The 24,576-nt window shown below is 66.1% G+C and carries 1 protein-coding gene (only partly in view); it reads left to right on the top strand.

Annotated features, from left to right (window positions below; translation table 11 throughout):
- Nucleotides 1-24,576: the 5' portion of an LEPR-XLL domain-containing protein gene (locus EU800_RS20605; protein ID WP_165354775.1), read on the top strand. The gene runs 6,441 nt beyond the window's last position; only the first 24,576 of its 31,017 coding nucleotides appear in the window; it begins with the start codon at nucleotides 1-3; its stop codon lies beyond the right edge, outside the window.

Here is a 24,576-nt window from a genome sequence, read left to right on the forward strand (position 1 = left end):
GTGCCGGTCAGGGTCTCTGCGGTACGAATCGAATCGCTCGAGCCGCGCTTCCTCCTCTCCGCGGATATCATGCCCCTGTCGGTCGACATGGCCGGAATGGACGCTTCCTACACGCTGCAATACGACGCCGTAGCCCAGGCGTTCCGGATCTATGACGACGACTCGGGCGAGCTGGTCGACCAGCGCTCGCTGGCTGAGACCTCCGAGATCAGGATCACCGGCACGGCCGGCGATGACCGCCTGACGCTTGACATCGCTGGCGCCTTCCCCTCGGGCATCAGCATCATCTTCTCTGGCGGTGCAGGCAGTGATACCGTCGCCGGTCCTTCGGGGAATGCCGAATGGCGGATCGATGGCACCGACACAGGCACCGTGTCGGGCCTGCGTTTCGCGGAAGTCGAGAACCTCGCCGGTGCGGCAGACAATGAGGACACCTTCATCGTCGAAGGCGATGCAACGCTCTCAGGCATCCTTGACGGCGGCGACGGCGGCTTCGACACGATGGCTTTCGAAGGCGAAGACATCGGCAGCTTCGAATACATCGCGAGCGGTCCGACTTCGGGCACGGTCATCCGCGACGGCGTTTCGCTGGAATTCTCGGGACTGGAGCCGGTCTGGGTGTCGAACGGCGCGGCCGACGTCACGGTCGACCTCTCTGCGGTTTCGGACGACGCGATCATGACGCAGTCGGGTGGCATGATCACCATCGCGGCGGCGCCGCTGGGGCCGACCTTCGAGTCGGTCACGTTCGCGACGCCGACCGGTAGCCTCACGATCAACATGGGCGACGACACCGGCCTCTTCCCGAATATCGACGAGTTCGAGGACGATCTGCCGGTCAACGAATTTGCCGAACTCCTGGCAGCGGCGGCCTCGGGCGACCGGCTGGAGATTCAGACCGTCGATCTCGGCGACGCGTCACTGACCGTGAACGGCGATGAAGGGCTGGACGCCATAAACGTGACCGGTGCGCTCACGGGCGGAGCGATCATCTTCAACGCCGAAGAGATAGAAGTTGCCTACGGCGCCTCCGTTTCCGGCACATCAGTCACCTTCAACGCAGAGGCGAATGGAAGCGGCGTTCTTCCGGAAGTGCTTGAAGACAACGTGGACGGTTTCTACCTCGCCGTGCCGACCGCAGAGATCGGCATTCTCGGCGCAGTCGCCGCGTCCGGCGGCAACGTTTCACTCTCGGCCATCGCGAGCGCCAACTTCGAGGTCGATCCCGCCAGCTTCGGCGGCAGCGTCGCCTTCAGCGGCGCAGTGGTCATCGCGCTGCCCAAGGCAACGGTGCATATCGGCAAGGACGGCGGTCTGCTTGGCGGAGGCGTGGTCTCGGCCAGCGGGAATGTCGATGTCGACACCGCCGTCAACCTGACGATGACGGCCAAGGAAGATGCGGATCCCGGCGACGCCGCGAATACCGACGCCGCCATCGCAGTGTCGGTGGTGCTCACGGAATCGGTGGTGGGCGTCCATGACGACGCCGCCATCGACGCCGGCGGTACGGTGACGCTGAACGCGGCGACCACGCTCGACGTGACCTCGGAGGTCGACGGCTCCGGCGGCACCGCCGGCGCCACCGTCGCTGTGACCGAGATCCAGGCCGAGACGAAGGCCTTCGTGACCGATTCCGCCTCTATCGGCGCCACGACAACGCCGGTTTCAGTGGACCTCGGGGCGACGCTTAACGCCGTCGTCGTGACCACTGCGACCTCGACCGCCGGCGGCGCGCAGGATTCCGGCGGCAGCAGCGAGTCCTCGGAGCAACTCGCGGCCAACGACGCCAGCACCAGCGGTGGCAGCGTGACCTTCGCCGGCGCCGTCGTCGTCTCTCATTACAGCCCGGTCACCGAGACCTATATCGACACTTCCGGCACCATCGCCGCCGGTGGGGTTGCGCTGGCCTCCATGGCGACCGAGTCCGTCACCGCGAGTGCCAGCGGCCTGAACACGGCCGGCGAGACCACGGGCGTCGGCATTGCCGTTGCCATCGGCGTCGTCGACAGCACCGTGCGTTCCTGGTTCGGCGGAAGCACGCAATACACCACTCCGGCGCTCTCTGCCTCGGCGACTCTCGACGCGGATTCCAGCTATATCCTGACCGCCGTGTCCGGTGCGGGCGACTCCTCGGAGATGAACATCGCCGGCGGGCTCGCCATCCACATTGTGACCACGACCGTCGAAGCTGTTGTCAATACCGGTGCGACTCTGGAACTGGGCGGCGCCAACCTCACGCTGACGGCCAACTCCGCCACCGCGACGACGACCAGCGCGACGCCGAACAACAGCACCGAGGGCGGAGCCGCCACTGGCATCGGCATCTCGGTCGCGCTCTATGTCGGCAGCCACACCACACGGGCTGCGCTGGAAGGCGACGCGCTTGACGCGGCGCTTTATGTCGACCCGGCCGACCTGGCGCTCGGCAACCTCACGCTTTCGGCAACCGGCGCGCATACCGATGAGACCACCGCCGAGGGCGGTGCCTCGGGCACCGACACCGCGGTCGGCGGAGCGATCGCCATTGCGGTCGTCGAGAACCTGACCGAAGCCGATCTTGGCGACACTGGCAGCCTTTCTTCTGGCGGCTCGGTCGATGCCGAGGCCGTGCACACGGGCTCCAGCGAAGTGACCGCGGGCGGCGATACCAGCGGCGCAGCAACCGCCATCGGTGCGGCCATCGCGCTCGGCTTCGTCGATAATACCGCGCAGGCGCGGCTGCGTCGCGACCTCGCGGCTACCGGCAGCGTATCGCTGGCGGCACGGGCAGACGGCGCCTCGGTCGTCACCGGAACTGCCTCGGCGGCTGGCACCGAGGAGGAGGCTGATCCATCCACCGGTGGCGCTGACAGCCAGGTCGCCGAACAGAAGAATTTCGCAAATACCCGCGGCGGTACTTCGGCCAGCACTCCGTCGGAGGCGTCGGCCAATACCGATAGCGGCGGTGGCGCCTCGGGCAATGTCAGCGTCGCTGCGGCACTGGCGCTCAACGTCTCCTCCGCGACTGCGGAGGCGAGCGTCGGTGCGGTTACGCTCGACGCGACCGGTCTGACGCTGGAAGCCGAGAACAATATGCGCGCCGAGGCTGTGGCGGACGGCTCTGCTTCTGCAGGCGACGGCACCTCGGTCGGTCTCGGCGTTGCGATCAACGTCGCCGACATGACCAACACCGCCTTCATCGGCGACGGCGCCGATGTAAACACCACGACCGGCGGCATCTCTCTCTCGGCCGGGATGAAGGATGTCGGTGGCGACACGGAGCACAGTTTCAAGGCTGAGGCGACCTCCGGCGCGTCCGGGGGTGCCACCGGTGTCGCAGGCTCCTTTGCGCTCTCCATCGTGGGCGCCGGGACGACGGCCTCCATCGCCGGTACCGCCGACGTCGAGACGAATGACGCGGTCTCCCTCGGCGCCACCTCCTCGACTGCCAGCGAGGTGGAGGCGACCTCGTCGCAGGACGGTGCCGATACTACCGGCGTCGGCGTCTCGGTCGCCATCGGCGTGACCGACATGACCACCACGGCCGAGATCGCGGACGGCGCTGTCCTCTCCGGCGGCACGGATGTGACCCTTTCGGCCACCGGCGTGCATACCGCCACGGTCACAGCCGAGGCCGGCGCGGCCGACGGCGACACGTCCATCAGCGGCGCCATCGCCATCTCGGTGGACGACCGCGGCACGACCGCCCGGATCGGCACTGGCGGCGCGCTCGACGTCAGCGGCAACCTTTCAGCCGAGGCCACCCATTCCGGCGCCTCGGAGACCACCGCGAATGGCGAAGTCGAAGGCGCGGCGACGACCGGCATCGGCGCCGCGATCGCGCTGGCGTTCGTGGACGATTCCGGCGAGGCCGATCTCGACCGCGATGCGACGGCGGGCGGCACGGTCACGCTGAGTGCAGCCGTCAATGGTGCCTCCACGGTCACGGCGACCGCTTCGGCGGCGGGTGCGGACGAGAGCGAGTCCACTGACGGCGAGAGCCAAAAGGCCGGTGCCATCGGGCTCGCCAACCAGAAATCGAAAGACGGCGATTCGACCTCCTCGGAAGCTACTGCGGGCACCGATAGCGGCAACACCAGCGTCGGCGCGGCGCTGGCGCTGAACGTTTCGAGTTCGATGGCGACGGCGACGCTTGGCACGAGCGTGACGGCGGCAGGGCTGACGCTCTCGAGTAGCAACAACATGGACGGGTCGGCGGATGCCGACGGCTCCGCCTCGACCGGCGGGGACGGGACCGGGACCGCGGTGGGCGTGGCGATCGCGATCAACGTGGCCGACATGACGAACACCGCCGGGCTCCTGGGCACCGGCGCGGCGACGATCACCGGCGGCGGCGACGCCACGATCTCGGCCGGGATGAAGAACAATGGCGACACCGTGCACAGCTTCGGCGCCAGCGCCGAGAGCGGCGCCTCGGAAGGCGACACCGGGATTGCCGGTTCCTTCGCGCTGAACATCGTCACCGCGACGACGCGGGCGGCGATGGAGACCGGCTCGGAGCTGGACTTCGCGGCGGGCGGCGACCTTCAGATGACCGCGGGTTCGGAGACCGCCACGGCAGTGGAGGCTAAGGCGAGCCAGGAGGGCGGCTCGACCGGCGTCGGCGCGTCCATCGCGATCAGCGTCACCGACATGATGACGAGCGCCGAAGTGGCCGACGGCGCGCTGCTGACCGGCGGCAATGACCTGACGGTCTCGGCGTCCGGCGAACATGGCTCGACGACGAATGCGGAATCCGGCGCCTCGGCGCAGGACGGCACCGGCGTCGGCGGGGCGCTGGCGATCGACGTGCATGACCGCTCGACGCTGGCGCGGATCGGTACCGGCACGGCGCTGAACGTCAGTGGCGCGATCGCCATCGAGGCGACGCATTCCGGCAGCAGCGCCACCACCGCGGGCAGCGACGTGAGCGGCGGCAACGCGGCGATCGGCGCCTCCATCGCGCTGGCATTCGTGGACGATTCCGGTGAGGCCGATCTCGACCGCGACGCGACGGCGGGCGGCACGGTTGCGCTGACGGCGAGCGTCGGCGGCACCTCCTCGGCCACGGCGACGGCTTCGGCGGCGGGTGCGGACGAGAGCGAGTCCACCGACGGCGAGACCCAGAAGGCCGGCGCCATCGGCACGGCGAACAACAAGTCCGGCGACAGCGATTCGACCTCCTCGGAGGCTTCGGCCAGCGACGGCAGCGGCAACACCAGCGTCGGTGCGGCGCTGGCGCTCAACGTCTCCAGCCTCTCGGCGACAGCGACGCTCGAGGGCGTCTCGGTCATCGGTGACGTCAGCCTGACGACGGAAGCCGACATGGACGCCGCCGCGTCGGGCGACGGCTCGGCCTCGGCCGGCAGCGCCGACCCGAACACCGGCACGGCCGTGGGTGTCGGCATCGCCATCAATGCGGCGACCATGAGCAACCAGGCGGAGCTCATCTCCGGCTCGGTCACTGGCGGGTTCGAAGCCTCGGCGACGATGAAGGACGCCGGTACGCATGTGTTCGGTGCCACTGCCGAATCCGGCGCCTCCGACGGCGACACCGGGATAGCCGGCTCCTTTGCGCTCAGCATCGTCGACGCCGACACGCGTGCCGGGATCGGCGCGACGGCCAGCGTCGACGCCGGCACCGCCGGCGACGCCGAAGACATCTCGCTCACCACGGCTTCCAAGAGCACCGCGGATGTCAGTGCCACTGCCTCTTCGGAGGCCGGCAGTACCGGCGTGGGCGTCTCGATCGCCATCAACGTGGTCAACTCTCTGGTCGAGGCAGAGATCGAGGACGGCGCCTCTGTCACCGGCGGCGACAATGTTGCGATCTCGGCGACCAACTGGGGTGAGAACGAGACCGAAGCCAGCGGTGGCGCAGTCTCTGGCAAGGGGACCGGCGTCGGCGGGGCCTTCGCGATCTCCGTCATCGACCAGGTCGCGCTGGCGCGGGTCGGTGCGCTCAGCAGCGGCCCATGGAACATTGCCGGGAACTTCAGCCTGACGGCGGACAATCACGGCTCGACGACCACCAAGGCTGACGGCACCGCCGAGGCCAGTACTGCGGTCGGCGCCGCGATTGCGCTTGGCTTCGTCGATGACACGGCCGAAGCATCGCTGGAACATGACCTCGTCGCGGGCGGATCGGTGAGCCTCACCGCGCATGGCGACGGCTCCTCGATCACCGAGGCCAAGGCCTCCGCCAAGGGTGCGGACAAGAACAACGAGTCGGCCAAGGGCAACACCACCGCCGACAACCAGCAGACCAAGACGGCGAACCTCGCCAATAACAAGTCGGCCGGCGCCGGCACAAGCTCGAAATCCTCCGGCCAGTCGGCAAGCGGCAGCGGCGGCAACGTCTCCGTCGCGGCGGCACTGGCGATCAACGTCTCCTCCTCGACCGCGAAGGCGACGATCGCCAACGGCATCGACGTGACTGCCAATGGCGGAGCGCTTTCGCTCATCACCTCGAACAACATGGACGCCACGGCCACTGCCGACGGCTCTTCCGCGACCACCGGGTCCGGCGGCACCGCCGTCGGCGTCGGCGTGGCGATCAACGTCGCCGACATGACCAACGAAGCGCGGGTCGGCACCGGCTCGGCCGTCGTCGCCAGCGGCCTCGTGCTCTCGGCCACGATGCGCAATGTCGGCGGCGACACGAAGCACAAATACGTCGCCAAGGCGGCCTCTGGCGCCTCGGGCACCAACGATATCGGCGTTGCCGGCTCCTTCGCGCTGAGCGTGGTGCATTCCGACACCGACGCGATCTTCGGCGGCACCGGCACCAGCCTGACCCTGCCGGACAGCGGCGGTGGCGCCATGGCGGTCACCGCGACCAACCATGCCCAGCACGAGGTGCTGGCGGATGCGACCGGCCAGGCCGGCAGCAGCGGCACCGGCGTCGGCGCATCGATCGCGCTTCTGATCGCCTTCGAGAACACCAACGCCAAGATCGACAACGGCACGTCGATTACCGGCAACGCGGCATCTCTGGAAGTCACGGCGACCTCGAGCTTCCTGCCGACGGAAACCGACGGTCCGATCAACAAGGCCGAGGCGGGCGCCTCGGGCGGCACCTCGGTCGGCGGTGGCATCGCGGTCACCTATGTCGAGAACACGACGAACGCGCTGATCGGCTCCGGCGCCGGTACGCTCACGCTGTCCGGCGGTGCGCTCAGCGCGATTGCCGACCACTCGGCGACCATCCGGACCGAAGCCGACGGCGAAGCGGCTGGCGGCAATGTCGGCGTCGGCGTCTCGCTGGCGCTCAACATCGGCACCGACGACACCGACGCGAAGATCGCGCGGTCGGTCACCGGCGCGGGCGACGTCACGGTGACGGCCGATTCCATCCTTGTCTCGATTACTGAATCGAAGGCGAGCGCCAAGGGCGGCAAGTCCAGCGGCGATGGCGGCAAGGATTCCGACACGGCGGTTTCCGACGAGACCACGCAGGCCCAGAACAAGGGCGGCGGCCTGAACGACACCACTTCGACTTCGGGCGGGTCGACCACCGGCGCCGACATGTTCGACCAGGGCGACGGCGAGGCGTCGGGCGAGTCCGGCACCGGGCTCAAGAGCCAGGGCGGCGGCAGCAGCGGCAACTCGAGCGGCGGCACCTCCGTCGCGGCGACGGTGTCCGTCAACTACCTCAATGCCGAGGTCGATGCCGAGATCGCCGATGCGGTGACGATCACCGGAACCGGTGCGGTCAAGGTCGAAACGACCTCTCTGGTCACCGCCAAGGCGCTGGCCATCGCGACGGCGGCCAAGCTCTCGTCGGATACCGGCGTGGCGGCGGCGGTCGGCCTCAACATCACCGAATTCGACGCCAACGCCCGGATTGGTACCTCGGCCAGCGTGACTGGCTCGAGCGTCTCGGTGCGCGCGGTTCAGCCCAAGGTCGGCGACGAATACCAGAACAACACCTTCCAGGTGCGCGCGCTTTCGGGCGCGGTTGGCAAGAAGACTGCCGTGGGCGGTTCGATCGGCATCAACTACATCGACGTGGCCTACGAGGCCGAGGTCGGCAATTCGGCATCGATCACCGCGGTCAGCGGTGACATCACCGTCGCGGCGACCAATTACAACGAGCTTCAGAACCTCTCCGGCGGCGGTGCATTCAGCACCCAGGGCACCGGCGTCGGCATCGCGGTCTCGGTCAACATCGTCAACGATCTCGACACCAAGGCGAGTGTCGGCACCGGCGGAACGCTCAACGCCACCAGTGGCGCGGTCTCGGTCACCGCCGACGCCTCGCTGCTGCCGCTGAAGGAAACGCTGGGGCTCAATACCGGCGCGGGGGCTCTGGACAATTACGAGCTCAAGGCGACGAACTTCGCTGCCGGCGTTGCCGGCTCCGGCAACGGCAACGCCGTCGGCGGATCGGCCAGCGTGAACGTCATGGGGATCAACACCCATGCATATATTGACGACGGCACCACCGTGAATGCGGGCAACGACATCACCGTTTCGGCCAATGACGTTCTGAAGCTCTTCACCGCCGCCGGCGGTATCGGGCTCTCGCTTGGCGGAGTCGGGGTCGGCGTCGCAGTTGACGTGAACGTCATCGAGCGCAGCACGCTCGCCTGGATCGGCAACCGGGCCGATCTCACCACGACCAGCGGCGACATCTTCGTCACCGCCTCCTCGGACGACGATTTCACGTCCGTGGCTGCCACCTTCGGCGTTTCAAGCCAGGATGTTGCGGCCGCACTGTCCGTGGCGGTGCTGGTGATCGACACCGAAACCAAGGCCTATGTCGAATCCGGAACCGAGCTCGACAAATCGACGCTCAGCGCCCTCGAGGGCGACGTGACCGTCTCGGCGAGCGGCGATTTCGACTTGCTCTTCCTAGCTGGCGGAGTTGCGATAAGCCTCGGCAGCGCCGCGGCCGGGATCGCCTCGACCGTGCTGGTGCATGAGGACGACGTGATCGCCGAGATCGGCGACTACGCCGATGTCGACACTGGCGGTCCAATTGGCCTGTCGGTTACAGCGACCTCCTACGAGAAGATCCTCGATATCGCCGCGGCCGGGGCCGGCTCGGCCAGTTCCGTAGGAGTTGGTGGCTCCGTCCTGGTGACGGTGATGACCGAGAACACCAAGGCGTTGATCGGCGACCATGGTGACATCGATGCGGTGCGCGCCGACGACGACACCATCGATCCGAGCGTCTATGTCGTGGCCGACAGTGACACCCAAGTCCTGTCCGTGGCCGGTGCGCTCGGCCTCTCGGCCGGTTCGGCCGGCGTCGGCGCGGGCGTCAACGTCCACACGATCGGAAAGACCACCGAGGCGATCATCGGGGCGTCGACCAGTGTCGAGGCCGACGGAAACGTCGTGGTCAAGGCGATCAACGAGGAAGTGCTGAAGACATTCTCTGTTGCCGCGGGCGTGGGCAACAGCCTCGGCCTCGCCGTCGCCGCCGATGTCTATGTGCTGACACTGGTGACCCGGGCGAAGATCGGCAGCTCCGCAAGCGTCCATGCCGAGGGCAGCGTGCTCGTCCAGGCCTCCGATGACACCGAAGCCGACCTTCTGGTGGGCGGTGTCGCCGTCGGCGGAACCGCCGGCATCGGCGCCGGCATCGGCGTCGCGGTGTTCCACAAGACGACCGAGGCGATCATCGCCGCCAGCGCCAGCGTCACCGGCGAGGGCCACAGCACGGTCCTCGCCCGGACCGGCAAGTTCGACATCCTCGATGGCGACGCCAAGGTCGGAGTGGCCGAAGGTGGGCTCGCCGTGCACGAGGGCAAACGCCCGGATGACGAGGCGCTCGAAATCGGTCTTCCGGATGTCGACACCGAGACCAACCTCTACGACAGCAAGGAAGAATACGACGCGGCGACGACCTCGGACGACATCGAGGATCCGGATCTCAGCAACGAGCGCGTTGCGCAGGCCGAGGAACTCGATCTCCGTGGCGTTATCGTCTCCGCAACCGCGAAGGACGACATCGAATCTCTGGCCTTCGCCTTCTCCGGCGGCGGCACCGCCGCGGTGTCGGCCGGTGCCGCGGTCAACGTCGCCACATCGATCACCACCGCGAACATCGGCGACAGCGCCCAGATCAACCAGGCCGTCACCGGCGACGCCCATAGCGGGCAATCGGTGCGCGTGACCGCGTCCAGCGATTTCAGCCATGTCGGCGTCGGCGCCGGTGTGGCCGTTGCCGGGACCGGCGCCGGCGCCCCGGGCGTCGACGTCTCGGTGGTCGGGCTGACCACAACCGCGTCCATCGGCGTTAGCGCGGCGGTCGATGCCGAGAGCGATGTGCTGGTCATAGCCGATGCCGAGGAAACCTTCCTCGTCGTCGCTGCCGGCATCGCCGCATCGGGCACCTTCGCGATCGGCGGCGGCGTGGCCGTGCTGACCGTGACCAACACCACTATCGCCACAATCGGCGACAGCGCCACCGTCAAGGCGGGCGGAAGCGTCGCGGTGCTGGCCGAGGACGACACCTCGGCCGCGATCATCACCGGCGGGGTGGGGATCGGCATCGGTGCCGCGGGACTCGGCGCCTCGGTCGGCGTCGTGGTCTTCGACAAGACGACCGACGCCTCGATCGGCGACAGCGCAACGATCGACGCGAAAGGCTACGGTTCTGGTCGCTCCGACATCCTGACCGGGGTTGTCGAGAACGACGGCGATTTTGCCACCACCACCGCTTACGGCGTCATCGTCCAGGCGGATTCGAGCGAGAGCTTCCTCAACCTCGCCTTTGCCGGCGGCGTCGGGCTCTATCTCGGCTTCGCCGGCGCCGTCGGCGTCACGATCATCGACAGCGACACCACCGCATCGATCGGTGACAACGCCCAGATCAACATGAATCCACTTGCGGGCGGGGCCGATTACCAAGCACAGACCGTCTCGGGCAACCAGGGTGTCTGGGTCGGTGCGTCGAACCGCTCCAAGCTGACGGCTGCCACGGTAAGCCTCGGCGGCGGTCTGGTCGGAATCGCGGGTTCGGTCAATTTCGGCTCGATCCGCAACGACGTCATTGCCGAGATCGGCACCGGGGCCGACGTCAAGGCTGACGACGTCGTCGAAGTGAACGCGCTCTCCGAGAAGGAACTCGTCGGCTTCGCGATGAGCGGTGCCCTCGGCGGCGGTGCGCTCGGCGGGTCGATCTCCGTCTTCTCCATCGGCGAAGCCTTCAGCGATGGCTACAGCGACAGTGGCGCAAAGCAGGACGGCGGGTCCAACAGTTCCGACGACGCGCTCGAAATGGGCGAGGGGAACGCCAAGGACGAGGCCGGCAACAACGCAAGCGGCGTCGCGGGCCAGACCGACGAAAACCTCTCCTCGATTGCCTCGAACGGCGACGGCGTGACCAACTCGCCGGATTCGCGCGCTTCGGACGGCCTCTCCGGCGCCCTGATCGGATCGAACGCGACCGACACCACGGCGATCAACGATCGCCTTAACGACCTCGACCTGGACGAGCCTGGCGTGAGGGCCATCGTCAAGGGCGGGGCAACCATCACCACCGGCGGCGATGTCGGGGTTGCCGCCGACGAACGGATCGACACCGATCTGGTGACCGGCACGGCAAGCATTGGCCTCGGCGCCATCGGTGCCGGGATCTCCATCGTCAACCTCTCCAGCAACGTCAAGGCGGTGCTGGGTGGTGATGTCGACGCCGCGGGCGACGTCACGGTATCCGCCAATGGCGTGCGGCTCACCGACATGCTGAGCATCGGCGTCCAGATCGGATTCGTGGGGGCAGGCGCCGCCGTGAGCATCCTCAACGACGACAGCCGGCAACTCGCCGAGATCAGCGACGGCGCCTCGGTCGACGACGCCAGTTTGATCTCCGTCACCGCCACCAACACCCAGGACGCGACGGCGGACACCTTCACTGTTCAGGGCGGCGCTATTGCGGCCGGCGTGAACGTCACCCGCCTGAACATGGACGATGACGACGGTGGCACCGTCGACACTCATGCGCGGATCGGCAACACCGCCCAGATCGGTCAGACCGAGGGCAAGGAAGTCGGTGCTGTCACCGTCTCCGCGACCTCGACCATCGATGCGACGGCGACTACGACCGGCGTCGCCGTCGGCGCCGCCGCCATCGCGGTGAACTCGGCCGAAATCTACATCAACCCGAGCGTGACCGCCTCGATAGGCAACAATGTCGCCCTCCACAGCACCGGCAAGGTTAGCGTGCTGGCGACCACCAGCCATGACGGCTTCGCCAAGCTCATCGGCGTGAACGGCGGTGCCCTCGCTGTGGGTGTCAGCTATGCCGAGGTCGGGGTGAGCCCGATCGTGACCGCCTCCGTTGGCACCGGCTTCGACGCCACGATGGTCGGCTTCGACGTGAAAGCCATTCACAACATGTCCGACAGCGGCCGCGGTGCACGCGTCCAGTCCATCGCCGGCGGTGGCGGGGCTGTCTCGGCCCAGGGCGCGATCGGCCTGGCAAACGCCAACGCGGTCCTTGCCGCGACCGTCGGGAGCGGCGGCGCCATCGATGCAGGCAGCGGTGACATCAACGTCACGACCTACCTGCGCAATTACGCCAAGGCGGATACCGTCGCTGTTTCGGTGGGTCTGCTGGGGCTCGGCGGCATGTATGCCACCGCCAATGCCGACGGCAGCGCGACCGCCGAAATGGCCGGAAACGTCACCGGCGGCGGCAACATGACGATCCGCACTACCGCCCGGAACGAGGCGGAGTCTGACGCTCAGGGCGGCGGCGGCGGCCTCGCGACGGCCGTGGGCGCCATCGTTTCCTCGAGCGCCTCGCCGACTCTCGTCGCCCGCCTCGCCAATGGCGGCACCGTGACCGGCGCGATCATCGTTGATGTGGACTCGCAGGGTGAAACCGACGCGCAGACCGACACCGTCTCGGTCGGCCTCGGCAGCGTCGGCTATGGCCAGGCGACCTCGACCATGACGCCCGACATCAACGCCGAGATCGCTGGCGGCATCATCAGCGCGGCCTCGGTTGCCGTGACCGCGTCGCATAACTTCGGCACCGCCAAGCGGGCCTATGCAAAGGCCGAGGCGGCCGGCGTGTCCGGCATCGGCGCCCAGGTCAACACCTCGACCGCGACCGCCAGCGCCGATCTCGACGCCTTCATCGACGGCGACGTCGATATTGCTGCGCCGTCCGGCGTGATCATCACTGCCAAGGGCGTCAACAAGGCCGAGGCACTGACCGAGGGGCTGAATGTCGGCATCCTCGCCGCGGTCGGCATCACCGACAGTTTCGCCACGGCGAGCGGCAAGGCCAAGGCGCGGATCCTGAACCAGGGCACCATCGGCGACCCGGATTACGACATCGGCAGCCTGACCATCACCGCAACCTCGCAGGATACGGCGAATGCGCGCAGCAACGCCGCCGGCGGCGGCGTGATCGCCGTTCAGGACAACGATTCCGACGCTACCGTCAATCCCGAGGTCGAGGCCGGAATCGGCGAGAACATCTCGATCCTGTCGAGCGGCAACATCTCGGTGAGTTCCTTCGCCGATCCCGAAGGCGACGGTTACACCAAGGGCGTCGGCGGCGGCGGCATCTCCGTTGCGCTGTCGAAATCCGACGTGGACATCACGCCCAAGGTCACCTCGATCATCCGTGCCGGCACCGTGATCGATGCCGCCGGCACCGTGACCGTCGAGGCCGATGTCGAACCGCAATCGGGCACCGTGCCCACCTACGAGATTACTGCCACCGACCAGGGCGCCAACACCGTGACCGTTGCCAGCCACGGGCTGGAGACCGGCGACGTCGTGGAATATGCCGCGAATGGCAGCCCGATCACCGGGCTTTCCGGGCAGGTCGAAGTGCCCGATCTCGGCTTTGAGGATCGCAGCTACAACGTGATCCGCGTCACCGAGGACGTCGTCGCCTTCGGCAGCCAGTTCGACGGCACCGCCATCGACTGGACCCGCGACGAGATCACCTTCGAGTCCGCGCATAACTTCCTCAGCGGCGACAAGGTCGTGCTGACTCAGGTGGACGGCACCGCGACCGACATCGAGAGCGCCAGCGGCAGCACCTTCTGGGTGCGGGTGATCGACGGCACGACGATCCGCCTTGTCGACAGCTTCGCCAAGACGCAGGACAACTACGTCGACACCAATTTTGACACCTTCCTGCCGAGCGATGTCTCCGGCACCTGGATCGACGTGGGCACGACTGCCTACGATGTCGATGATGTCGTGACCTATTACAGCCCCGGCGGGCAGACCTTCCGCACGTCGCAGGTCGACGTTTCCGAGGCTGACCTGATTGCCGTCGCCGGCGGCGCCGACATAGACCTCAGCCAGGAGTCGAACGGGACCGACAACGACCGTATCTACTTCGTCGACGAAGATGGAAATCTGAAGTCACACGGCTTCTCGGACGGCGACCTCGTGGTCTATACGGCCGAGGAAACGACTTCCTACAGCGTCGTTTCCAGCCAGCCTGACCCGAATGTTCCGGCCGACATCTCGGTCAACGAGTCGACAGACGCCACGCCCATCGGCGGGCTGGAGCACAACCGCACCTACCGTGTGGTCAACTCCGACAGCTACTCGGTCCAGCTCAAGTATTCCGACGCCTTCAGCACGGATGTCTACTACGTCCGCAGCTCGAGCGGCGAGGACCAGATCGTGCGCGACGACGGCCTCTCCTGGGCGAGTGCCGGGTTCAAGGTCGGCGACAAGATCATCGTCACCAACGCAGGCAGCAACGACAGCTCGGGCGACGGATACGAGATCAAGGCGATCTCCGGGGACACGCTGACGATCGTGGATGCGGAGAACTTCTCCACCATCACCCGTGTCGACCGCGGCATGACACTCGGTATCTGGGACGACGGCGGCACCGACAAGCTCTCCCTGACCCTCGGCGCGGGCCAGACCTGGTCGCAGGCCGGTCTCACCAGCGGGACCGTGGAACTGGTCAACCTCGGCGTTTATAGTGGTCTGTCGGCGAGCATCGACAGCGACAGCGGCGGCACTCTCTATCTCGACCTGACCTATACGAGCGGCAGCGGGAACTACTACGGCTCGGCCATCGTGCAGCGTCAGAACCCGGCCAATGACAGCTTCGATTCTCCAGTGCTCTCGCTCACTCCGGACAAAGACACCGACGGGGATGGCGACGACGAGGCGGACGACCGCATTCACACGCTGACGCTGGTCGAGAATGCACCGATCGGCGGGCTGGCCGACGGTCAGACCTATTACGTGGTGGGCAAAGGCGTCGGTAGCGACGACACGAAGATCCAGCTCTCGACCGAGATGAGCGGCGCCGCGATTAACTTTACCGCGCCGTCTTCTGACGGGGCGAACCACCAGATCGGCATTCTTGCCATCGATCTGCTCGAAGGCGCCGACGAGAACCAGACCTACGAGCTCCGGATCGACATCCAGAGCGGCATCAACGGGGTCGACACGCTTAACGGGCCGGGCGGAGTCTCGCTGTCTGTGATCGCACCGCAGGCCGGCGATGGCACCTCCTCGGTGACCGTCAAGGGCTCCTCGGGCGGCATCGTCAGTGTCGGTACCAATAACGGCACGATCACGATCTCACCCGATGTCGAGGCAAACATCTCGGCCGCGCTGGTTATCGCCGGCGACAGTGTCATCATCGACGCCGACGCAGACATCGAAATGTCGGGCTATGCGACCAACGGCAATGGCGGGCTCGTGGCAGTCGGCAAGGCCAAGATCGACGCCGACACGGGCGGCAGCGGCATCCGCGCCGACGCGATCGTCGGCGACGGGGTGAACAGCACCCAGATCGTCGCCACAAACAACTTCACGATGAAGTCGAACGTGGACGGCGACATCAATGTCAGTGCGAAGTCGACGACCGGCGGCTTTGTCGGCGTCGCCGACGCAGATGCGCTGGTCGACGGCGACTTCAGCTCGGATGCGACCATTAACAGCGATTCCGTCATCATCGTCGGCGGCCTCGCCAATGTTCAGGCCATTGGCGATGTCGACGGCCTGGCGAAATCCACCGCCAAGGGCATCGGCTTCGGCGGCGATGGCGAGGCGCGCTCCGAATTCTATGTCGAGAGCACGAACGCCACCGTAACGGTCGGCGAGGATGCCCAGATTGAGGGCAACGAGGTCAGCCTCAAGGCCGATACCAACGGCGTGAAGGTCCATGCCGATAGCGACGGCCGCGGCGGCGGCTTCTATTCCGAGGGCGAGGGCAAGTCTCTCGCCAGCCTCAAGGCCGACACCAAGGTCGTGCTTCAGACCGGGGCCAAGGTCACCGGCTGGGAGGGCGTCGACTTCGTGGCGGTTGCCCGCAACAACGAGATCAAGACCGACGCCTATTCGCGCTCCTCGGGCCTCTTCGGCCACGTCAATTCGGACGCCTATTCCGAATACGACCTCGACACTTCGGTGGAGGGCGCCGGTGGCGCGCTGGTCACCGCGGGGCCGCGCGACACGTCCGGCGGCAACCTCGTCGACTTCGACTATCTCGAAGAACCGGCGGGCGACCCGCAGCGGCTGGCCTTCTATGTCGATGCGCAGAACAAGAACAACACGCGCCCGGATCACGCCGTTGCCTCCAAGCGCTCGCTCGCGAGCGGCGGCGCCGACGAGTATGATTCCGACGAGGAGAACGACAAGGACGAGGACATCGCCTTCTCCAGCGACGTGCTGATCCTGTCCGGCCGCTCGCCGGAGCTGATCGTCAAGAAGCTGACCATCAACCCGGACGCCGAGATCGAAGAAGCGGTCAACGTCACTATCAACGACAGCGAGGGTGCGGGCTACGGCGGCACCGGCGGCGCGGCGATCTCCGCCGCAGGAACCGACATCACCTCGTCGAAGATCTTCGTCAACGACATCGTGAACCCGGGCCCGGGCGACGTCGCCTTCATGTCCAAGAACATCTCTGGCTCGGGCGGCACCTGGACCTTCCGGGAATCGCTGCAGCGCGTCGAGATCCTGAACAAGTCAGACAAGGACATCATCATCAACGGCATCGACGTGATGGCCGACCGCCAGCCGGTGGTCGAGCTCAACCCGCTCGGAAACCCGGCCGATGACGATGAGCAGGCCAACCTGACGCTCACCTTCAACATCCTGGCCGACGTGGCCGCGACGCTGATCGAGATCACCAATACCGGCGAGAGCGACATCGAGTTGAATGGTGTGATCAACAACCCGATCGGGGTGACCAGTATCATCAACACCGGCGGCGCACCGGAAGCCGCCAATGCCGGCTCGGTGGAAGCCACCCAGTCGCGCGGCACCCAGCTTATCCGCACCCACACGCTCAACATCGACGCCACCAACAATGTCGGTGACGTGATCACCTATGGCGATCCTGTCACTGGCCGGGTGAACGTGGACCTGGTGGACAGCGACGGCGTGCCGGAGAGCTTCTCCTTCCGGACCGCGCAGGTCAGCGGCCTGACCGACCGGATCCTGCTCGGCCTCGGCAACAAGTTCTTCACCGGCCAGATGGTCGTATACGAGGCCGACTCGACGGCGCTCGATGGGCTGACCGACGGCGGCTATTACTTTGTCCGTCTCTCTTCCGACGGCCAGTCTGTCGAACTCTTTGACAATGCTGCACTTTCGGGCGAGGCCATCGACATCGGCCAGGCCGGGGCGCTCACCAACACCCACACGCTGACTGGCGCGGAGGTCTTCACCGTCGACGCCGGCAACGACATCGGGCTCGACCTGCGCACCCTGGTGCGCCGCGACCTGACTGCGGGCGAGATCGCCAACGGCTACGTGATCAATATCGACCGCATCGCTTCGGGCGACGATCAGGACACGTTGCTGCAGGTCACCGAACAGCAGAGCGGCAGCGGTGCCGCGGGCGGCGTGATCGTGAAACACGAGAACAAGATCACGCCTCCGGCCGATCCGCCGGAGCCGCCGGTCGTCGACACCGACGATTCCGACATCGTCTATTTCAACAAGTTCCGCCCCGATACCGGGAACCTCAAGGGCGTGAGCCGCGGTGCCTATGCGGATGCCTGGGTCGCCGACCTCGACACGACCTACGACTTCCGCGGCCTCGATCTGTCGGGCGACCGCACCATTGCCGGGCTGCAATCCGGCGCTCTCACCCATGACGGCAATGTCGTCGTGGCCGCCGCCGAGCCGACTCCGTCCGACACGCGTATCAACGTGCTCGCGCTGGTCGAGGTCGACACGACCGGGACCGCGGCGCCGGCACTCGGGCACACCTCGATTCTCACCAATGGCTGGATCGCGGCGACCGAGATCAGCGGCGACTTCCGCATCGGCACGATCATGTCCACCGACGACGACGTGCTGCTCTACTCGCCGCAGCGCTTCATCGACGCAGAGCGGGACGAGAACGACACGAGCGGCGGCGACGTGGCCGACGTCTCAGGCGTGAATCTGACCTTCGTGGCGGCCGCCGGCTTCGTCAATCCGGACCCGATCGACGTCAAGACGCGGGTGGGCGATCCCAACCCGAGCGACCTGTCGAGCGGCCTTACGGGCGGAATCGGCCTTGCGGGCAACTTCCTCGAAGTGGATGTCGACATCGCAGGCACCAATGCCGGCACCGGCATCGGCGTGCTGCGCGCCTTCGACATCACCGCCAGCTCGACGCTCGGCATCTTCATGGACGAAGTCTTCGGCGACATGCGGATTCATTCCGTCGAGACGCTGGGCGACGTGTCCCTGCGGACGACGAACGGCTCGATCATCGATGCGCGCGATGACGACGATCCCAACATCATCGGCCTTATGGTCGACCTCGACGCCAATGGCGCCGGAGCCGATATCGGCGAATTCGGCGACGACCTCGAGATCGACAGCCGTTCCGGCCTCGTGCAGGTTGACGACCTGAACACCGAGGTCAAGGACGTGAGCCTCGAGGCCACGGACGACATCTGGCTGACCGAGACCGAGAACGAACTGCGCCTGGTCTTTGCCCACACCTACCAGGGCAACATCCGCCTGACCGTGCGAGAGAGCTCCGACGCCGATTCCACTGACGAGAACTTCCAACTCGTCGATCACGGCTCGGCTCGGCTGGCCGAGGATGACTCGACGCTGCCGGGTAACCACCCGGATGCCGATCGCGACTTCGCGCATGGCTCGGTCTATGCCGAGATGGGCTCGGTCGAGATCCGTGTCGGTGACGACATCACGCTTGACGAGAATGCCGAGATCGTCGCCGGCAAGGGGATCATCCTGCGCGGCGACTACGGCGACCTGGACCCGGATTACGGATCCACCATCCTCGTTCGAGGCAAGATCATAGCCGGCGCCGTTCTGGTGATGGCCGGCAGCATGACCGGGGGCAACCCGGTCGGCACCTCGCGTCCGCGCGGGGAGAATGACGGCAGCAGCCCGGCGGCGGGCGAAGAGACGCTGGCGCCAGGTGATGCCGGATACGTTGACACGCTGACGCAGATATTCGGCAACGGCGATGTAGACCTCATCCAGTTCGGTGACACGAGCGGCAGTGCTGGCGGCACGACGTGGGGCGATGCGGGCTATGTCTTCCTCGGCTCGCGGACACGCGCCTATGGCGGCGCCACGGACAACGCGGCCGACGACGCCGACAGCGGCGAAGACCTGTTCCGCGTCTACTTCCTGCAGGATGCGGCAGCCCAGACCTCGCCGGCGCTCAGCACGATCACCTACGTGCCCGTCAACGCACAGACCGGCGTCGCCTATGGCAGCCCGGTGGAGCTCTCGGTGCTGGCCGAGCACACCCTGACGCTCGACGGCCAGTCCGACACCGACACCTACGAGGTGCACACGCTCGGCTCGCAGGGCGACACCCGCAACTACATCATCAACATCCTCGACACTGGCGATTACACCGACGGCGTCGACGAGGCGACGATCTTCGGGCTCGACCAGCAGGCGCCGAACACCAATGGCGGCGCGTTCACCGAGAACGGCTATGAGCGTTTCCCGACGGACGACATCTTCCTGCTGCGCGCGGCGAGCTACCTGCCGAACGAAACCGCGGACCGGCCGGGCTACGTCTCGCTGCTACATGGCGAGGTGGAAACCTACCAGGACGTGCTGCAGTTCAACGAGAGCTCCTTCGAGGTCCAGCGCATAACCTATGACACCGGGCTCAACGGGCGGCTGACCATCGAAGGGCAGGGCGGCAACGACGCCTTCTTCTCCGACGACGCAACGGTCATCACCACGCTTGACGGCGGCGAGGGCGACGACAGCTTCCAGATCGGCCAGATCTTCGGCGAGAAGCGCAACATCGAGGATGGCAACCTGCTGCCGCAGGACGTCTTCCCCGATCTCGTGGCGACCACCCGCGGCTGGCTGAGCCAGGGCATCTCGGCACCGATGGTGGTGCAGGGCGGCACCGGCAATGACGAGTTCCGCGTCTATTCGAACCAGGCCGAGCTCCGGCTCGAGGGCGACGACGACAACGACCTCTTCATCGTCCGCGCCTTTGCGCTCTCGGCGACGACCGATTTCGACTGGAACGGTGACGGCGATATCAATGCCGAGGACCTCGATGCCGGCGTGGCGATCCTTGAGAGTCTGCAGGCGCTCGTGGATGGCGGCGACACGACCGACGGTGCGATCACGGCCTATACCACGGCGAATCCGGGCAACGACCATCTGCTCGATCTGCTGGGCGTCTTCGCCACCAGCTTCGACACCAATTCCGACGGCAATATCAACTACCTCGACCTCTTCGTTACGCCGGACGACATCACCGACGACGAAATCGTCTTGGACGAGGACGGCGTGGCCGTGCCGCAGATCGGTTTCGGCTTCTCGATCGCCCAGGCGCCGGACATCCGCGCTGGCGGTGGCATCGACGAGGTGCGCTACAACGTCAACGCTCCGGTTTCGGTCGAAGGCGGCACCGGCTTCGACAAGCTGGTGATCCTCGGCACCGAATTCGCCGACGACATCGCCATTACCAAGGACGGCATCTACGGCGCCGGCCTCAACGTGCGTTACTCGACCATTGAAGTGGTGGAAATCGACGGCCTTGAGGGCGACGACGAGTTCTTTGTCCTGTCGACCGATTACGGCGTGGCCTATCGCGTGATCGGCGGGCTCGGCTCTGACACGATCAATGTCGGCGGTGACGTCACCGAGGACATCGTGACCCGCGAGCTCGAAGGCGTTTCCGGCGCGGTGGACCACCTGGTCTCCTCCGAGGACGCGCTCTATGACGGCCTGGTCATCGACGGGCTCGATTACAACGTCGCCCGTGACGGCGAGGGCCTCGTGGTCATCGACGAAGGCGCCGACGGCTTCACCGCAGTGCGCGAAGGCGGCGAGCGGCAGGTCGACAGCTACACCGTCACGCTCGGCCGCGAGTTGCTGGCGGGCGAAGTGGTTTATGTCACCGTCTCCGCTGCCCGCTCCCCGGAAGAGGAGCGCAACGACAAGCTGGTGAACCCGGCGCCGTTGCCCAATGGCGAGGGCGACACGATGTGGCTGGCCACGGATCATGGCGACATGCTCGATCCGATGTATGGCTATGACACCACGCTGACGGATGCCGACGGCCTGATCCGCCGCGACTTCCAGCGCGAGGTCGAGATCAAGGGCATGACGCCCTATACCGACAGCCTTGCCATCGAGATCGACGGCACGACGCATTACTTCGCCAACCGCGCCGTCGTGCTGCGCTTCGACAGCAGCAACTGGGATAAACTCCAGACGGTATATGTCTACGCGCCGGATGACACCCGTTCCGAGGGCGACCGGGTGCATGTGATCCAGCATTCGGTGATCTCGACCGCAGCCGATTTCGACGCGATCGATGTGCGCAATGTCGAGGTCGAAGTCCGCGACAACGACACGCCTGGCGTCTATGTGGTCGAAATCGAGGCCGGCTCCTACACCGCGCCTGACACCTGGGTCGAGGACGGCCGGACACTCGTGGCCGAAGGCATCCTCTACGATCATGACAACAACCCGGGCACCGATCCGATCGACACCGGCCTGCAGGACGAGATCCTCGTCTCGTTGGCCAAGGATCCGGGTGGGCTGAGCGATGTGATCGTGGTCAACCTGAACTTCGGCGAAACCACCATCGATTTCGACTGGAATGCCGATGGCGAGATGACCTTCGATGACGTGCGCGCCGGAGAACGCATTCTGAACGCGCTGAACACCGAGCTTGTCACCAATGGCGGAACGGTTTCCAGCGTCATCGGGCTGCTGTCCTCCGCATCGAATCTGACGGCCGAGAATCTCAATCTCGCCGATGTCTTTGCCGCAGGACAAGCGGACGCTCCCTACGTTTCCGCACTGCAGTCGCTGATCACCGGTTTCGACGTGAACGGCGACGACGTGATCGACCGGTTCGATCTTGTAATCGGCACCGGCAACGACACGGTCGTCTTCAACAACGTCGCGGCGATCTCCGACGCGGCCATCACCTATGACAGCGCCGATGCGCGCTTCGACGCCGCAACTGGCACGATCACCTTCAACGGCGACGACTGGTATATCCCGGTCCTGCTGACGGTAATCGCCAAGGATGACGGGATGCGGGAAGACCCGCAGACCGCCGTTCTGACCTTCTCGCGCGATCCGTCGACCGTTGGACAGCCGAACTATGTCTTCCCGAATCTGCGCTCGGGTCCGGGCACGCTCGACATCGAGGTGATCGATGACGAGACTGCCGGCTCCATCGTGCTGGAATCGGGCGGCGAGACCGTGCTGATCAATGATGGCGTGGACACCGACGGCTACGACCTGCGGCTAACCAAGCGTCCCGATGGCGAAGTCAAAGTGGCGATCCTGACCGACGGGCTGGCCGACGTCTATGCGATCGACGGCAACACCGCGCTGACCTACGAAAAGATCGGCGGGCTGCGGCCGACGCAGAAGTTCTTCGGCTCGATCATCTTCGGGGATGACGGCTCCAACGCCACCATCACCCGCGGCACCGGCGCCGAGCTCGGCAGCTTCCTCACCGACGGCTGGGAAGCCGGCGACTTGATCCGGATCGGCAACAGCGGCTTCGATATTGACGGCGACGGCGACTTTACCGAGGAGGACTTCGTCATCCTTTCGGTCACCGACCAGACCATCACCCTGACCGCCGCGGCTTTCTCCGACCTTCCGTCGAGCCCGGTCGAGGTTGAAGATGACATCGTGCTGTCACAGCTGACCGAAGAGGACATCTGGACCGGCGAAGTCGAACTCGTGACGTATTTCGACGACGACCTGGGTGCGAATGTGGACCGCCTTGTGCGGATCGACGGTGGATTGCCGATCTCCGGCGACACCGAGGGCTGGCTGAAGCAGGGCTTCCTCGAAGGCCAGCGCGTGCGCATCACCAATGTCGCCAACCCGGCGCAGTCCGTGGACGTTAAGATCGCCCTCATTCGTGGCAGCGCCACCGGCGGCGAAAGCACCAACGACACCAAGGACAGCGTGCTGCAATTCACGCAGGAAACGATCGGAACCCTGCCGGCATGGCTGACGGCCGGACCGATCACCGTAGAGGTCAGCCGCATCGCCATCCAGGCAGTCTTCGACGAGACCAACTGGTATGAGCTACAGACCATCGACCTGGTCGCCGACACCTATTACGAGGTCCCTCCGACCCGCGAAGGCGTCAAGGTCTTCCCGGTCAAGGCGCATCGCCTGTCCGACCTGCGCGGCCCGCTGGCTGTCGAGGGCGGCACCACCGGCGCCGACCGCTCGCTCACCAATGGCGTCAAACTGCCGGGCGAGGCGGACGACTTCCTGATCGCCATCGCCACCCAGCCGCCGGAGAGCCAGCAGATCGACGTCCTGAACATCTTCAACGACGGATCCAAGGCCGACGGCGAAGGCGTGATGACCGAGACCACCCTGCGCGGCTTCGGCATGGCCGAGGATCTCGTCTTCCCAGACGTGACCGGCCCGCTCTATGGCGAGGGCGCGGACAGCGCCATTCCGCAGGACCTGATCTATCCGGGCGGCATCAGCTTCGGTAAGATCAACTTCGGCGCCGGCGGCGCGGCGACCGACGGCGCGGCGAGCACCATTGAGGTGCTCAACCTGATGCTCGGCGAGGGCAACGACTTCCTGCTGATCGAGGGAACGCTGAACCCCGCCGAGTTCGTCTCCGCCGAACAGGTCTTCGACTTCCACAACCCGGGCGAGGACCCGGATGCCAGCCTGCCGGCAGGCAACGAAGCCTATGAGCGCTTCGCAAGCGATTTGACGATCCGCCGCGATGGGTTCGACTGGAAAGCCGAGGGCTTCCTTATCGGCCAGACGATTCTGATCGACGGGCTCGATCCCGAGACCTGGAACTGGACCGTGGTCGCTATCGAGGATGCGAACGCTTACTACGACGAATTCGGCAATCCGCTGATCGATGCCGAAACCGGGCTGCCCTATCGCGACCCGAACGACAACTCGATCCTCGTGCTCTCTGGGCCGGACTTCCCGGCCGGGCTCGACGAGACTGTCGCGCAGAGGATCATCGCCCGCGACAAACTGGTAATCGAAGAGGTGACGGTCGACGTCGTCTCCACCGCCACCGGCGGCACCGTGTCCCGGTCGATCGGCAGCTGGTCCGATAGCGGCTTCCTCGAAGGCCACCTTGTCCATGTCGGCGTCAACGGCATCATCTCTGTCGACACCGACGAGACCGCGGCCGAATACCGCGTCGTCGAAATC

It is taken from the genome of Tropicimonas sp. IMCC6043, assembly GCF_004146235.1.
Lineage (GTDB): Bacteria > Pseudomonadota > Alphaproteobacteria > Rhodobacterales > Rhodobacteraceae > Tropicimonas.